We start from the raw sequence: 14,561 nt of genomic DNA on the forward strand, positions 1-14,561 counted from the left end.
TGGGGGACCGTGTGGGAGAGTAGGACGCCGCCGAACAATTTTTAGAGAAAGCCCTGGTGGGAACCTTGAGTTCCCGCCAGGGCTTTTTCGCGTTTACCCATCCTTATGCCAGTCTCCCCAGCTCCTCTCTCCGTACCTCTCCCACCAGCCTTTCCCCTCTCAGCCACCGCCCCACTTCCTCCACCGCCCACACCCCGAGCCGCCGGCCCTCACTCCCCTGAGCCCCGGCAATGTGCGGCGTCACCATCACCTGCGGCAACGACAACAGCTGCTGTTCCTTTTCCAGCGGCTCCGGGTCCGTCACATCGAGCCACGCGCTCAGCCGCCCCGACGCGCACTCCCGCTCCAGCACCCCCGTGTCGACGATCGACCCCCGCGCCGTATTGATGACCGTCCCACCGTCCGGAATCAGCGCCAGGTGCTCTTCATCCAGCAGCCGGTGCGTCTCCGGGGTCTCCGGCGCGTGAACCGTCACGATGTCCGACGCCCGGCAGAGGTCTGCCAGGCAGGCCACGCGCTCCACGCCCATCCGTTCGGCGTCCTCGTCCGTCACGTACGGGTCGAAGAGCAGCACCCGGTATCCGGCCGCCGAGGCCCGTAGCCCAGCTGTCACCCTTCGGCCGATCCGCGAGGCGCCGATGACACCCACCGTGCGGCCGTCCGCTCCCCGCCTTTCCGTGAAGGCCGGCCAGCGGCCGTTCGCGTATGCCGCGGCCATCGGCAAGGCACCCTTCGCCGCGAGCGCGATCACCGCGAGGGTGAAGTCGGCGACCGGCCCCGCATTTGCCTCTGCCGCAGACGAGACGGCGATCCCGCGCTCCCAGACTTCCTCGGCTGCCACCAACCACTTCACTGACCCGGCCGCGTGGACGACGACCCTCAGCCGTGGCGCCCGGTCGAGCACGGCCTTTGTCAGTGGCGGGCATCCCCACCCCGTGACGAGGACCTCCACATCCTCCAGGCCTTCCGGTCCGGCTACCGGGATCTTCTCCCCGTCCTCACCGGTCTGAATGGGCTTCACCAGCACCACCCGGCCCGTCAATTCCCCCAGCCGCTCCAGCAGATCGCCAGGCATCACTACCCCCAGCTCTTCCGCGCCCATGACCACCGCAACACCACCCGCACGCGCTTCTGTCATGCGCAGCCCCCTGCCCTCCCGGCCGAGAGCGAAAACACATTGCCTGTGCCAACCATCTGGCGCGACGATCAAGAGATGGAGCACATCATCAAGCCTGTGCGCGCGGACGACTGGGAGAAGTCCAAGGAGCTGCGGCTGGTGGCGCTTTCGGATCCGGTGGCGCCCATCGCTTTCCTCGACAGCTACGAAAAGGCTTCCGCGCAGCCCGACAGCTATTGGCAGGAGAGGGCCCGGGCGAGTTCCGAAGCGTGCAGTGTCATCACGTTCGTGGCCGAGGCGCCCGACGGGACGTGGGACGGCACGCTCACCGTTCTGGTCGAGCTCCCGGACGCCGAGGAGGAGACCGTCTTCGGCGGCGCCCCGTCCGTTCCGCAGACGCACATCGTCGGGGTCTTCGTCCGCCCCGAAGCCCGCGGGAACGGCCTCATACAGGCGTTGTTCGCTGCGGCCGTCGCATGGTCCTGGCAGCTGTCCGAGCCCCGTGTCGAGCGCATACGCCTCTTCGTCCACGAGGACAACGGGCGTGCTCTCTCCGTCTACCGCAACGCCGGCTTCGTGCCCTCCGGCCTCACCGTGGCCATGCCCGACGATCCGCAGGCGAAGGAGTACGAGCTCGAACTCGTCCGCCCCGCCGGCTGAACTCCCCTGATTCTCCGCTCATACTCCAGTCATGCTCCACCGGATCCGGATCCGTAGCCCCTGGGCCGTCGACGCCCTGATCACCGCCGTGGTCCAGGTCGCCGTGACCATCCCCTTCGTGGTGCCGCGCGCGGCCGACGTACCGCCCGCGACCTGGGCGTTCTACGGGATGACCACGCTGTCCGTGCTGCCGCTCCTGTGGCGCAGCCGGGCGCCGCTGACCTGTCTTCTGGCGATCACCCTGGCCGGGTTCGTCTATCTGCCGATGGGCGGGCCCGGTCAGCCGATGCCGTACAGCCCGCTGGTGGCGATCTTCACGGTGGCCGCGCAGGGAGGAGCCCGGCAGCGGCAAGTGACGATCGCCGCCGGGCTGCCGCTCGTCGCCTTCGCGGTCGCCCTCCGGACCAACACCGCCCGCGAGTACCTCTTCGCGTTCTTCCTCTTCACGATGGTGTACGTGCTGGGTGTGCTGGCGCGGACCCGGCAGGCGTACACGCAGGCCGTCGAGGCGCGCGCCGCCGCGCTGGAGCGGGACCGGGAGCGGGAGGCCGAGCGGGCCGCCGAGCGGGAACGCGCCCGGATCGCACGGGAGATGCACGACGTCCTCTCGCACGCCGTCAGTCTGATGATGGTTCAGGCGGAGGCCGGGCCTCTGGTCGTACGGTCGGATCCCGACCGGGCGGAGGCGGCGTTCGACGCGATCGCCGGGGCCGGGCGGGACGCGATGGTGCAGCTGCGGCGCATGCTCGGCGTGCTCAAGGAAGACCCGGGGGCGGCCCCAGGTGAGGGCGACGCCCTGCACGGCCCGCGGCGCACGCCACAGCCCACCCTCGCCGGGCTGCACGGCCTCGTGGACCAGGTGCGGCGGGCCGGGCTCCCCGTGGCCCTGCTGACAGAGGGCGAGCCGCGGCCGCTCGCCGCCGACGCCCAGGTCACCGTCTACCGCGTCGTCCAGGAGGCGCTGACGAACGTCCTCAAGCACTCCGACGCGCGCACCGTGACCGTGCGGCTCGCCTGGGGACCGCCCGGCGGAGACAGGCTTTCCGTGACCGTGGACGACGACGGCTCCGGCGTCCGCAAGCCCGGCGGCGAGGGCAGTGGCAGGGGGCTGATCGGGATTCGCGAGCGGGCCGCCGCGCACGGCGGGACGGCGTCGGCCGGGCCGGGACCGGACGGCCGTGGCTACCGCGTTGGTCTGCAACTGCCCCTCGTGATCTCCTCACGGGCAGGAGCGGCAGAAGTGGCAGGAGGAGCAGGAGTGGCAACAGAGCAGGGGGAGACGACGTGACGATCCGTGTGGTGGTGGCCGACGACCAGGAGTTGGTGCGGAGCGGCTTCGCGATGATCCTGTCCGCTCAGCCGGACATCGAGGTCGTGGCGGAGGCCGGCGACGGCGCCGAGGCCGTGGCGGCCGTCCGGCGGCACGCGCCCGACGTCGTCCTGCTCGACATCCGCATGCCGGGCATGGACGGCATCGAGGCGGCCCGCACCATCTGCGCGGACAGCGGCTGCAAGGCCGTCATGCTCACCACCTTCGACCAGGACGACTACGTCTACGAGGCGCTGCACGCGGGCGCGAGCGGGTTCCTGCTGAAGGACGTCCGCAGGGACGACCTCGTGCACGCCGTACGCGTCGTCGTCGCAGGGGACTCCCTGCTCGCGCCGTCCGTGGCCCGCCGCCTGGTCGCCGACTTCACCAGTCGCGGGCAGCCGGCGGCCACCGCCGCGCCGGCCCTGGGGGCGCTCACCGCGCGCGAGCGCGAGACGCTCGTGCTGCTCGGCCGGGGCCTGTCGAACGCGGAGATCGCGGCCGAGCTGGTGGTCAGCGAGCACACCGTGAAGACGCACGTCAGCAACGTGCTGTCGAAGCTGGGGCTGCGCGACCGGATCCAGGCGGTCATCTGCGCGTACGAGACGGGGCTGATCGCCCCCGGCGGCTGAGCCGCCCGGCCCCGTCATCCCCCGCGCGAGGGAGGCCGGTGGCAGCGGATACCGCTCGCGTCGGCGATTCGCCGGCGCGCTCGGATCGCGACGATGGATTCCGCTGGGAAGAACCGTCACCACCAGGGGGAACCACCGTGCGCCGCAACAGAATCGCCGTCCTCGCAGCCACTGCTACCGCCACCACCACGGCAACCGTCATCGCGCTGGGCGCGATCGCCGCACCCGCCACAGCCTCGCCCGCCACCTCCCACGCTTCCGTGCAGTTCACCGGCAAAGCTGCCGACAAGGCCGCGGGCAAAGCTGCTGAAGCGGACAAGGCTACTGAAAAGGCCGCCGCCCTGCGGAAGGCGATCGACGGCCTGCCGGACGGCGCCGCCACGGCCGCGCAGGTCCGCTACAAGGACAAGGACCTGCGCTGGAAGGGGGCGTCGGGGGAGGCCGACGTGCGGACGCACGCGCCGGTCAAGGGCGACGAGCGGTTCCGCGCGGGCAGCATCACCAAGACGTTCACGGCGGCCGTCGCGCTGCAGCTCGTCCACGAGGGGAAGCTCGAACTCGACGGGACAGTGCAGCACTACCTGCCGGGCCTGCTGCCCGCGCACTACCCCGACGTCAAGGTCGGGCAGCTGCTGAACTACACGAGCGGCCTGCCGGGCGGGGACACCCGCGGGACCCCGAAGACCCCCGACTGGGACAAGGGCCGCTACACCACCTGGGACCACCGCGCCCTCGTCCAGGCGGGCTTCGGCAAGCCCATGGAGTTCGCTCCCGGCACGCAGCAGCACTACTCCAACATCGGCTACAACGTGCTGGGGCTGCTGATCGAGAAGGTCACGGGACGGACGTACGAGCAGGAACTGCGCGACCGGGTCATCAACCGAGCCGGCCTCAAGGACACCTACAGCCCCGGCACGAGCTTCCGCATCAAGGGCCGCCACACGCATGGCTACGAGGCGCTCAAGAACGCCGACGGCACCACCCGGCTCGTCGACACGACCGAGTGGGACCAGTCCGAGACGTGGGCCTCCGGCGACCTCATCACCACGACGGCCGACCTGGACCGCTTCGTCTCCGCGCTCTTCGCCGGCCGCATCGTGCCGCGGCAGGAGCTGAAGCTGATGTTCACCGTGCCGCAGGTCCCGCAGTACGAGAGCGGGAAGCCCGCCGTCTACGGCAGCGGCCTGGCGCGCGTCCAGCTCACCAAGGGCGGGCCCGTCTACTGGGGCAAGACCGGGAGCCGCTACGGCTACCTGAACGGCTTCGCCGCCACCCAGGACGGGAAGCAGTCGCTGATCTACTCCGTCAACTCCACGGACGCGAAGAGGGAGAACGTCTCGCCGGACTCGCGCGTCGGCCGGATCATCGCGGCGGGCGTCGGGACGCCTTCCGCGTAGAGCCGCCCTCGAAGAGCCGTCCCCGGACGACCACCGCATCGGTGCCTACCCGGCGAGCGCGCGGTGCGGCCACCGCGCGCGGGCCTGCTCCTCGGAGCGCATGAGCGCGAAGGTCGGCAGGCCCAGCGCCGCGCCGTCCGTCAGGAGGTCCGGGAGGGCGGGCACGGGCGCGACGGCGGCGACATCGTCCAGCACCAGGGACAGTGGTGGGTCGAGCCGACCGGCAGATGACCGTACGGCCATGCCCCGGCCGCGCTCGACCACGCTTGCGACGAGTGCGGTCAGCAGGGGCATCGCACCCGGGCGGGTGCGGGGATCCTCAATCGCCTCACCCACCACGTACAGGGTTCCCCCCTCGGCGACAAATGATTCCCATGCAAGGGAATCGGCCCGGTGCGGATTGCAGGCATCGCGGACGTGAACGGACGACAGTGCGCCCAGCGCACGCGCGGTCAGCTCCTGGGCCACCTCGCGGCGTTCGGGGTGCCCCGTGAGCGCTGATTCGAGCTCCCCGGCCGCGCCGCCCGCCGCCTTCACGTGCGTCCGCAGGATCCGTACCGGCTCGTGCGCCGCAGCGCCCTGCGACCAGCGGAGCACCTGGCGGAACGGGCGGGCGTCCACGGCGGCGGCATGCAGCCAGCAGCGCAGCAGCGTCTCCGCGACGTCGGCGGTGGCCGAATCGAGGGCGCTGTGCGGGCGTACGGGGGCCAGCAGGGCGGCCGCGCGGGCGGCGGCGGTCTCCCGGGCCGTGCAGCCCCCCAGAGGCGACCAGCGGAGCCGGTCGGGGGTGTCGAGGAGGTGGCTCGGGTCGAAGACATGCACAGGGCCGAGCTTGGCGCGGGCGTCCTTCGTGGCCGCCCACAGCGCGGCGTCACTCGTCGTGACGAGCACGGGGCCGGCGGCCTCCAGGACGGCGCGGACGGCGGTGTCGCCGCGGTCCGCGCCGTAGCGGACGCCGGGCGCGACGGGCCCGGCGGGGCTGCCGATCGCGCCCTGTGCGGCGGACGCACGGGGCACGGGCACGGACAGGACGCCCGTGGGGCCGCCCGGCCCGGTCCCGGACCCCGGCCCCGGAGCTCCGCCGGAGGGGCCGGCGGTGTGAGCCGCCCTGCCGTCGGCTCTGTCCGGCTGCGGGGAGCGCGGGGAGTGCGGGACGGCGTCCGGCGCCCTGGTGTCGTCACCGCTCCCGGCCGCGGCGAGGCCGGCCGGGCCTGTCTCCACGGCCCGGCCCGGCGGCCCTTGCGGCTCCGGGTGCCCGTCCGCGGAAGCGAAGGCCGTCTCCGTCTCCCCGGCGGTGCGGACGTCTGTCGTCCGCGCCTCGGCCGCGGTCCTGCCCGCCACGGAGGAGGCGTCCGCGCCGCTCCCACTGCCGGAGGCCGCACCCGCGAGGGAACCCGCTGCCCGGCGTCGCGCCCGTACCGCCTTCCAGCGCGCCACGGTGCCGACCACGAACACGCCCAGGACGATCAGCGTCAGCAGCTCGCCGATGAGGAGGCCCCAGAAGAGGCCGTAGCCCGAGAGGCTCTCCGCCGGGGTGTCCGGCCAGGCGGCATGCAGGTTGCGTGGCTGTGTCACCAGATGCCGCACGGCCATGGGCGTACGGGTGAGAGTGACGGCCTCAGGCCAGGCGCCGTGGGCGAACAGCGCTGCCAGGCCCGTCGTCCCCCACACGAGCAGCGTCATGCCCAGCAGCAGCCCTATGACCGCCATCAGCAGCCCGTCCGGGATGCCGCGCTCCGGCTGCCGGTCGCTCATCCGCCGTCCCCCGTTCCCCTGGCCCTGCCTCAGGCCACCGTCGATTCGGACTCCGGTGACGCATCCGCTTCCAGGGCCGCGGCCGCCCGCTCCGCGGCAGCGGCCTCCGCCGCGAGCTCGCGCGCGAAGTCGCCGTCCTCGGTCATCGCCCGGTCGGTGTAGACGAGCGGGCGTTCGATGTCGGTAATGAGGTGCTTGACGACCTGGACATTGCCGTTGACGTCCCAGACGGCGATGCCCGGCGTCAGCGTCGGGATGATCTCGACGGCCCAGCGGGGCAGGCCGAGCACCCGGCCCGTGGCGCGGGCCTCGTCGGCCTTCTGGGCGTAGATGGTGCGCGTGGAGGCCATCTTGAGGATCGCCGCGGCCTCGCGCGCCGCCGCGCCGTCGACGACGTCGGACAGGTGGTGGACGACCGCGACGAACGACAGGCCGAGCCGCCGGCCGAACTTCAGCAGCCGCTGGAAGAGCTGCGCCACGAACGGCGAGTTGATGATGTGCCAGGCCTCCTCGACCAGGAAGATCCGTTTCTTCCGGTCGGGCCTGATCCACGTGTGCTCCAGCCAGACGCCGACGATCGCCATCAGGATCGGCATGGCGATGGAGTTGCGGTCGATGTGGGAGAGGTCGAAGACGATCAGGGGGGCGTCGAGGTCGATGCCGGCCGTCGTCGGCCCGTCGAACATGCCGCGCAGGTCGCCGTCCACGAGCCGGTCCAGGACCAGCGCGACATCGAGGCCCCAGGCCCGTACGTCGTCTATGTCGACGTTCATCGTCTCCGCGGACTCGGCCTCCGGGTGCCGCAGCTGCTCCACGATGTCGGTGAGCACCGGCTGCCGGTCGAGGATCGTCTCGTTCACGTTGGCGTGGGCGACCTTGAGGGCGAAGCCGGCCCGTTCGTCGAGCCCGCGGCCGGTGGCGACTTCGATGATCGTGCGGAGGAGAGCGAGCTGGCCGGTCGTGGTGATCGACGGGTCCAGCGGGTTGAGCCGGATGCCGCCGTGCAGGGCGGCGGCGGGGTCGAGCCGGATGGGGGTTATCCCCAGCTGCTGGGCGATCAGGTTCCACTCGCCGACGCCGTCCTCGCCCTGGGCGTCCAGGACGACGACCTGCCGGTCGCGGAACCGCAGCTGGCGCAGGACGTACGTCTTCTCCAGCGCCGACTTGCCGTTGCCGGACTCGCCGAGGACGAGCCAGTGCGGGGCGGGCAGCTGCTGTCCGTAGAGCTGGAAGGGGTCGTAGATGTAGCCCTTGCCGGAGTACACCTCGCGCCCGATGACCACGCCGGAGTCGCCGAGGCCGGGGGCGGCGGTCGGCAGGTAGACGGCCTGGGCCTGGCCGGTGGAGGTCCGCACGGGCAGCCGCGTGGTCTCCACCTTCCCGAAGAGGAAGCTGGTGAACGCGTCGGTCAGGGAGGCGAGCGGGTCGAGCACGGCATGCCCCTATCGTCGGATGCCGGTCGCGAACGGCAGGGTGTTGACGAAGGCCCGGTGGTGCTCGCGGTCGCACCACTCCAGCTTCAGGTAGCTCTTGCCGGCCGAGGCTCTTATGGTCCGCTTGTCGCGCGCGAGCGCTTCCGGCGAGCGCGACGACACCGTGATGTACCCGACGAGGTTGACCCCGGCCGCGCCGCTGGCGAGGTCCTCGCCGCGCTGGTCGACCCGGGAGTGGTGGGCGACGTCGCGCGGGTCGACGACGCGGTTCATCTTGGCGGCGCGGGAGGCGTCCGCGTCGTCGTTGGTCTTCTCCGTCAGCATGCGCTCGATGGCCACGTCCGTCGGCTCCAGGTCCATGCAGACCGCGACCGTACGGATCACGTCCGGGGTGTGGACGAGGAGCGGCGCGAGGAAGTTGACGCCCACCGGGGTCATGGGCCATTCCTTCACCCAGGCGGTGGAGTGACACCAGGGTGCGCGGGTTGACGACTCGCGGGTCTTCGCCTGGAGGTAGGTGGGCTCCATGGCGTCCAGCTCGGCCGGCCAGGCGTTGCGCTGCGTCATGGCCTGGATGTGGTCGATGGGGTGGTCCGGGTCGTACATGGAGTGGACCAGGGAGGACAGCCGGCCCTGGCCGAGCGGCTGGCGGACCCGGATGTCGGCCTCGGCGAGCCGCGCGCAGATGTCGGTCAGCTCGCGCGCCATGACGACCGCGAGGCCACCGTCGCGGTCCAGCCTGCGCTTGGCGCCGTCGTGGCGGGAGGCGCGCGCGATGGCGTTGGCCTCGGCGGCCAGCTCGCGCGTGTAGTGCATGCAGGCGACGAGGTAGGCGCGGTGCTGCTCGGAGGAGGTCGACACCATCGACTGCAGCTGGTCGTAGGACTCCTTGAGCCACTGCGGGGAGCCGGCGTCGCCGCGCCGCTCGACGTCCTTGGCGTGGGCGTCGGGGTCGGCGGGGAGCGTGCGGGCGAGCATCTGGATGCGCGTCACGTAGCCGTCGCCGTTGGCGACGTGCTTGAGGAGCGTGCCGAACCGGTCGACCAGCGCCTCCTGGTCCTCGGAGTCGCGCAGGCCCACGCCGGGGCCCTCGATCTCGATGGCGGCGGTGACCGTGCGGCGGTCGGCGTGCAGCAGGACGGCGATCTCGTCGGGGCCGAAGGGCGCCGCGAGCCAGTTGATCCGCCCGATGCCCGGCGGCGGGCCGACCTCGATCTCGCGGCCGTCCATGCGCGTGCCCGCCTCGGCGGCCGCGGACCGGTAGGCGGTGCCGCGGCGCAGGGTGCGCTTGAACGAGCGGTTGATTTCGAACCACTTGTAGAACGTGCGGCCCTTGTACGGGACGTACACGGCGGCCAGCGCCAGCATGGGGAACCCGGTGAGCGTGACGATCCGCAGCGGCAGGACGGGCACGAGCAGGCCGCACATCATGCCGAGGAACGCCCCGGCGATGATCAGCGCGATCTCTCCGGTCTCCCGGTTCTTGCCGACGACCGCGTTGGGGCGCGCGCGGCCGATCAGATACGTACGGCGGGCCGCGACCGGCTGGGACTGGGCCTGGATCGTCAACTCCGCTCACCTCCTGTGTTGCTGCGGTTCTGGGCACGCGGCGCGGGACGGGTGGCGGAATTGCCGCTTCCGTTGCCCCTGTTGTCGCCGGTGCGGGCGGGGGGCCGGGTGCTGTGGGCGGCGACTCCGCCCGCCACGGCGTCGGCGGGCCGGTGCTGCTGGCCGCCCCCCGAGCCGCCGGAGCCGCGGGCGCTGTGGGCGGTGATGCCCTGCTTGACCAGGGCGGCGGGGGAGGAGATCACTGCGGCCGCCTGGCGCGACGCCGCGTCGTTGCTGGCGCTGCGGGTGCTGACGATCTCATCGCCGAAGCCGGGCACGAAGCGGTAGATCATCGCGCTGGCGAAGATGGCCAGGATGATGATCGCCAGCCCCGAGACGACGGCCGAGAAGGAGTCCGGCCCCTTGCCGGAGGACAGCGCTCCGGCGAGGCCCAGCACGACCACGATGATCGGCTTGACCAGGATCACCGCGATCATGATGCCCGCCCAGCGGCGGACGTGCTTCCACATGTTCTTGTCGACCAGGCCCGCGTAGACGGCGGTGCCGAGGAGCGCGCCGGCGTAGAGGAGAGCGGCCCGGATCACCAGCTCCAGCCAGAGGACGCCCGCGGCGAGCACGGAGACCAGGGACACGACGATCAGCATGATCGGGCCGCCGCCGATGCCGGTGCCCTTCTTGAGGGCGTCCGCGAAACCACCGAAGAAGGCGTCGTTGTTGGCGTTGGTGCCGCTGGCGATCGCCTGCGTGACGGCGTCGGTGGCCGAGACGAGCGTGTAGAGGATGAGCGGGGTGAAGGCCGAGGCCAGCACGGTCAGCCAGAGGAAGCCGACGGCCTCGGTGAACGCCTCGGTGAACGGCACGCCGCGGACGGCGCGCTTGGCGACGGCCAGCAGCCAGAGCACGAGGGTGAGCACGGTGGAGGCGGCGAACACCACGGCGTACTGGCGCAGGAAGGCGGCGTTGGTGAAGTCCACGTTGCCGGTGGCCTCGACGGCGCCGGACAGCTTGTGGACGATCCAGGACGCGGCTTCGCCGCAGCCCTTGGCGAGGGAGGCGAGGGGGTCCAGGGCGGTCTGGGGGTCGGGCGGGGAGTTCGACGTGCCCTTGTCGCCGGTGCAGATGTCCTTCGCCTGGCCCACGATGAGATCGCAGGGGCTCTTGTCGCCGCCCCGGCTGGGGCTGGACGAAGGGGCCGGTGAGGTGGACGGCGACGGAGGGGTGGGCGCTGCGAGAGCCTTCGAGGCCAGTGCGGTCACTGCCACCTGGGCGGACACAACTGCGGCTGTCAGGGAGAGGGCGCGGCGGCGGCTACCTGGCATAAGTGAACCCTCCGTACCCGTTGACCGCGTTGGTGATCTCGTCGGCGCTCGAAGCGCGGAGGTCGCCGCTGACCGGCGCGGGCCCCTGCTTCTGCTCGGACGAGGTGAGCTTCCAGTCGTCGTTCGTCCAGCGGAGCTTCTCGGTGACCGTGAACCAGGTCTGGGCGACCGGCTTGGTCGATCCCTCGCCGGCGATGCCCACCAGGCCGGTGCACCACACCTCGACGGTGGCCTCGGCCTCGTTGAAGGCCGTGGACTTCGTGCCGACGGGGATGGTGCGCGAGACGAACGTCTGTCCCTTGGGGGCCGAGCCGTCGTCGTTGAGGCCGAGGCTCTTGAGGAAGCCGGCGTTGTAGGCCTGGTCCAGCTTGCTCTGGAGGTCGCGCGCGGTGTCCGGCGTGTGGATGGCGTCCACGATGGCATGCCGTGACGCCTTCTCGAACATCCCGTCGCCGCCCAGCGCCACGGCGAAGTTCGCGGCCGCGGACTGCGATCCCTGCTGCGTACGGGCAAAACCGGAAGCGATCCCCCCGGTCTTCCCCCCCACCGGCTTCACCCCCGAAGGGGCCGTCGCCTCCGCGCTGACCTTGTCCCCGCTCTTCTCCGAGTCGTCCGAGCCGGACCCGCCGCCTCTGCTGGCGAAGGCGATGGCCGCGATGAGCAGCACGACGACGCCCACGACCGTGATCAGATTCCGGCTGGGCATTCCGGCGCGGGCGCCGCCTCTGCCGCGGCGGGGCGCGTACGGATCGCCCTCGCCCTCCGGCAGCCGGGTGCGGGTCAGACCGTGGTCCTCGTCGTAGCCGTCCTCACCGAGACTCATAGCGCGCACGTCCCCTCATACGTCGTCGCTGCTGTGGCACCCGCATATGACGGTAGCGGCGTGAGGGGATTCCCGGGGGAGGAGGACGAGGGGGTGTGAGGGGGCATCAGGTGGCAGCCTCGGGTGCGGGGGGTCGCTCAGACGGCCATGCCGTAGACGATGGTGAACAGGGTGCCGAGCGAACCGATGATGAAGACGCCCGTCAGCCCGGCGACGATCAGGCCCTTGCCCTGCTCCGCGCTGAAGGTGTCGCGCAGGGCCGTGGCACCGATCCGCTGTTTCGCCGCGCCCCAGATCGCGATGGCGAGGCACAGGAGGATCGCCACGGCCATGATGACCTCGATCATCACGCGAGCCTCGTTGCCCAGGCTACCGAACGGCCCCCAGTTGGGGGCGATTCCGCCAATAATGGTGTTGATGTCGCCCTTGCCGGCCGCCAAAAACATGTGCAACTCACCGCCCCTTATGGGTTGTTGTCAACACCCTCACCGCTGGGTAAAGGTCAGGACCTATCTTCGCCGAAGATCGCGCCTCGGCATGTCGACTTGGCGGCATTTCTTGGCGGAACTCGTACGCATGCTCCCCGTGGGGCCCTGACCTGCGACGCAGGGTGATGTCAGTGGGTGCTTCTAAGGTGACTCTGTGTATCACGGGCGTGGACGCCGGGCAACGTTCGGCGGGATGGGGGGTCACGGGGATGTACGGGCGAGAGTCTGTTCGGTCGGTACGCTGTCCCGAGCGCCGTCCGGGCGCCGATCGCGCCCCTGGGCCGTCGGGCCGGCCCGCGCGCCACGGGGGCATCGAGATCAAGGGTGGTACGGGTGCTGGTTGCCGATCGCTACCGGCTGGAGGAACTGCTCGGCCGCGGTGGCATGGGCGAAGTCTGGCAGGCGCAGGACGAGGTGCTGGGCCGTCAGGTCGCCGTGAAGTTGCTGCTGGGCGACGACGGCGACGAATCCGCCGCCTCCCGCTTCCGGCTGGAGGCGCAGACCGCAGCGCGGCTGAATCACCCTCAGGTGGTCGCCGTCTACGACTTCGGATCCTGGGAAGGCCGCTTCTATCTGGTGATGGAGCTGGTCAGGGGCCCGAGCCTGGCCCAGGAGCTGTCCGCCCGCGGCCCGCTCGCCCCGCGCCGCGCGGCCCGGATCGCCGCGCAGTCCGCGGCCGGTCTCGCCGCGGCGCACCGCCAGGGCGTCGTCCACCGGGACATCAAGCCCGGCAATCTGATGGTCGACGCCGACGACACCCTGAAGATCGGCGACTTCGGCATCGCCCGGTTCGTGGACGAGACCTCCGCCGCGCTGACCCGCGTCGGCCAGATCGTCGGCACGAGCACGTACCTCGCTCCGGAGCGGGCCCTGGGCAAGGTCGCCGGCCCCGCCTCGGACGTCTACGCCCTGGGCTGCGTGCTCTACCAGCTCCTGGCCGGCCAGCCGCCCTTCTGGGCGGACAGCCCGACCGCCCTGCTCTACCTCCATGTGGACACGCCCCCGGTGCCGCCCCGGCAGCACCGGGCGGATCTGCCGCCCGCCTTCGAGGCGTACCTGCTGCGGATGCTCGCGAAGAAGCCGGAGGACCGGCCGACCGCACAGGAGGCGGCCGACTGGTTCGCCGGGCCCTCCTGGGAGGAGCCGCCCCGTCCCGCACGGACGCCCATGCCGCAGCCGGTGTTCGGGTCTGCGCCCGCCGCGCCCGCAGGTGCGCCCGCCCGGCCGCCGGTGCCGCCGTCCATGCCGCCTGCCGCAGCCGTTCCCGGCGCCCTTGGGGCTCCCGGTGTCCCTGGGGCTCTTGGCGCCCCTGGTGTCCCGCCGGGCGTCCCGGCACCGGCACCGGTACCGGTACCGGCTGCCGCGGCACAGGGGCACCGCAGGTCCTCCGGTGGCGGCAGGGGCCCCCGGAGCTCTCACAGTGCCCAGAGTGCGGCCGGGCCCGGCGGCTTGGCTCCGGGTGGTGGAGGCAAGGGCATACGCAGCCCCAAGGTGCTGCTCAGCGTCGTGGCCGGCGCCGTGGCCTTCCTGGTGGCGGCGGTGATCGGCGCGTCCGTCTTCGGCGGCTCCGGCAGCGAGACGGGCTCGCAGCGGCCCGAGGCGCCGTCGACGGAATCCGCGGACCGCGCGCCGGGCGGGAACCCCGCGCCGCCGAAGGCCGTGCCGTCACCCTCCAAGAAGTCCAAGAGCAAGAAGAAGTCCAAGGACAAGGAAGGCAAGGACAAGGAAGACGACGACTGAGCCCGCGTCTGATCCCGCGTCGGCCGGGCCGCGGCCCGGCTCACGTCTCGGGGACGTCCACGAAGTGGTCGAACTCCCCGGCCCTGACGCCCAGGACGAAGGCGTCCCACTTGGCGGCCGTGGTGACCACCACTGTCTCGGGCTCGGTGTTCGTCCGGAGGTGCACGTCACCGTTCTCGGCGAAGGCGATCTCCAGGTACTCCGTCTCGTCGCCCTCGGTCACCGGGATCCAGTCCAGCTCCGGCATTGCCCCTCCTCCTCGCCCGCCTCGCCGATCCCGCTCACCGTAACGCCTGACGGCGACGGGGCGGCACTGCAC

The 14,561-nt window shown here is 71.7% G+C and carries 13 protein-coding genes; 5 read left to right on the forward strand and 8 right to left on the reverse strand.

Translation table 11 applies throughout. The features are described 5' to 3' along the window. Window positions 1–103: 103 nt before the first annotated feature. On the reverse strand, window positions 104–1,138 hold the full coding sequence (locus IF61_RS0116165) for a hydroxyacid dehydrogenase (RefSeq protein ID WP_030367091.1): 1,035 nt from the start codon (window positions 1,136–1,138) through the stop codon (window positions 104–106). A gap of 75 nt (window positions 1,139–1,213) precedes the next feature. Between IF61_RS0116165 and IF61_RS0116170 the strand changes: the two genes are divergently transcribed. From IF61_RS0116170 to IF61_RS0116185, 4 genes are all read left to right on the forward strand, one after another. Further along, window positions 1,214–1,777 (forward strand): GNAT family N-acetyltransferase, encoded by a 564-nt coding sequence (locus IF61_RS0116170; protein WP_030367092.1) that lies wholly within the window; start codon window positions 1,214–1,216, stop codon window positions 1,775–1,777. Between the two features lie 31 nt (window positions 1,778–1,808). Then, the gene (locus IF61_RS0116175) at window positions 1,809–3,065 is read left to right on the forward strand and encodes a sensor histidine kinase (protein ID WP_052392742.1); all 1,257 of its coding nucleotides are present in this window, start codon (window positions 1,809–1,811) and stop codon (window positions 3,063–3,065) included. Next, window positions 3,062–3,718 (forward strand): response regulator transcription factor, encoded by a 657-nt coding sequence (locus IF61_RS0116180; RefSeq protein ID WP_030367094.1) that lies wholly within the window; start codon window positions 3,062–3,064, stop codon window positions 3,716–3,718. The genes IF61_RS0116175 and IF61_RS0116180 overlap by 4 nt, the downstream gene beginning before the upstream one ends. 137 nt (window positions 3,719–3,855) lie before the next feature. Continuing rightward, window positions 3,856–5,115, forward strand: coding sequence for a serine hydrolase domain-containing protein (locus IF61_RS0116185; RefSeq protein ID WP_052392743.1), 1,260 nt, complete (start codon window positions 3,856–3,858; stop codon window positions 5,113–5,115). A gap of 45 nt (window positions 5,116–5,160) precedes the next feature. Here the strand turns inward: IF61_RS0116185 and IF61_RS0116190 are convergent, their stop codons facing one another. The 6 genes from IF61_RS0116190 to IF61_RS0116215 all read right to left on the reverse strand — a co-directional run bounded on the left by IF61_RS0116190 (window position 5,161) and on the right by IF61_RS0116215 (window position 12,460). Further along, window positions 5,161–6,870: a type IV secretory system conjugative DNA transfer family protein gene (locus IF61_RS0116190; protein ID WP_030367096.1), complete on the reverse strand. Its 1,710-nt coding sequence runs from the start codon at window positions 6,868–6,870 to the stop codon at window positions 5,161–5,163. Window positions 6,871–6,899: 29 nt separating this feature from the next. Then, window positions 6,900–8,303, reverse strand: coding sequence for an ATP-binding protein (locus IF61_RS0116195; RefSeq protein ID WP_030367097.1), 1,404 nt, complete (start codon window positions 8,301–8,303; stop codon window positions 6,900–6,902). Window positions 8,304–8,312: 9 nt separating this feature from the next. Next, window positions 8,313–9,866 (reverse strand): SCO6880 family protein, encoded by a 1,554-nt coding sequence (locus tag IF61_RS0116200; RefSeq protein ID WP_043189469.1) that lies wholly within the window; start codon window positions 9,864–9,866, stop codon window positions 8,313–8,315. 2 nt (window positions 9,867–9,868) lie between these two features. Then, window positions 9,869–11,191 (reverse strand): hypothetical protein, encoded by a 1,323-nt coding sequence (locus IF61_RS0116205; RefSeq protein ID WP_030367099.1) that lies wholly within the window; start codon window positions 11,189–11,191, stop codon window positions 9,869–9,871. Continuing rightward, complete coding sequence (locus IF61_RS0116210; protein WP_030367100.1) at window positions 11,181–12,014, reverse strand: DUF8175 domain-containg protein; 834 nt, start codon at window positions 12,012–12,014, stop codon at window positions 11,181–11,183. Before IF61_RS0116210 ends, IF61_RS0116205 begins: the two co-directional genes overlap by 11 nt. Window positions 12,015–12,151: 137 nt before the next feature. After that, a complete protein-coding gene (locus IF61_RS0116215; RefSeq protein WP_030367101.1) occupies window positions 12,152–12,460 on the reverse strand; it encodes a hypothetical protein in 309 nt (102 codons plus the stop codon). Between the two features lie 375 nt (window positions 12,461–12,835). Here IF61_RS0116215 and IF61_RS0116220 point away from each other — a divergent pair, with 375 nt between their 5' ends. Next, window positions 12,836–14,242 (forward strand): serine/threonine-protein kinase, encoded by a 1,407-nt coding sequence (locus IF61_RS0116220; RefSeq protein ID WP_078660253.1) that lies wholly within the window; start codon window positions 12,836–12,838, stop codon window positions 14,240–14,242. 40 nt (window positions 14,243–14,282) lie between these two features. Here IF61_RS0116220 and IF61_RS0116225 read toward each other — a convergent pair whose 3' ends face one another. After that, entirely contained in the window at window positions 14,283–14,489 is a 207-nt protein-coding gene (locus IF61_RS0116225; RefSeq protein WP_030367103.1) for a DUF397 domain-containing protein, read from the reverse strand. Window positions 14,490–14,561: the final 72 nt, after the last annotated feature.

The organism is Streptomyces roseoverticillatus (genome assembly GCF_000719265.1).
Taxonomy (GTDB): Bacteria; Actinomycetota; Actinomycetes; order Streptomycetales; family Streptomycetaceae; genus Streptomyces; species Streptomyces roseoverticillatus.

What these genes read in the sequence shown, in the direction of transcription:
- IF61_RS0116205 (WP_030367099.1), bottom strand. Translation starts at nt 11,191, where the DNA reads ATGCCAGGTAGCCGCCGCCGCGCCCTCTCCCTGACAGCCGCAGTTGTG.
- IF61_RS0116210 (WP_030367100.1), bottom strand. Translation starts at nt 12,014, where the DNA reads ATGAGTCTCGGTGAGGACGGCTACGACGAGGACCACGGTCTGACCCGC.
- IF61_RS0116215 (WP_030367101.1), bottom strand. Translation starts at nt 12,460, where the DNA reads ATGTTTTTGGCGGCCGGCAAGGGCGACATCAACACCATTATTGGCGGA.
- IF61_RS0116225 (WP_030367103.1), bottom strand. Translation starts at nt 14,489, where the DNA reads ATGCCGGAGCTGGACTGGATCCCGGTGACCGAGGGCGACGAGACGGAG.
- IF61_RS0116190 (WP_030367096.1), bottom strand. Translation starts at nt 6,870, where the DNA reads ATGAGCGACCGGCAGCCGGAGCGCGGCATCCCGGACGGGCTGCTGATG.
- IF61_RS0116170 (WP_030367092.1), top strand. Translation starts at nt 1,214, where the DNA reads ATGGAGCACATCATCAAGCCTGTGCGCGCGGACGACTGGGAGAAGTCC.
- IF61_RS0116175 (WP_052392742.1), top strand. Translation starts at nt 1,809, where the DNA reads ATGCTCCACCGGATCCGGATCCGTAGCCCCTGGGCCGTCGACGCCCTG.
- IF61_RS0116165 (WP_030367091.1), bottom strand. Translation starts at nt 1,138, where the DNA reads ATGACAGAAGCGCGTGCGGGTGGTGTTGCGGTGGTCATGGGCGCGGAA.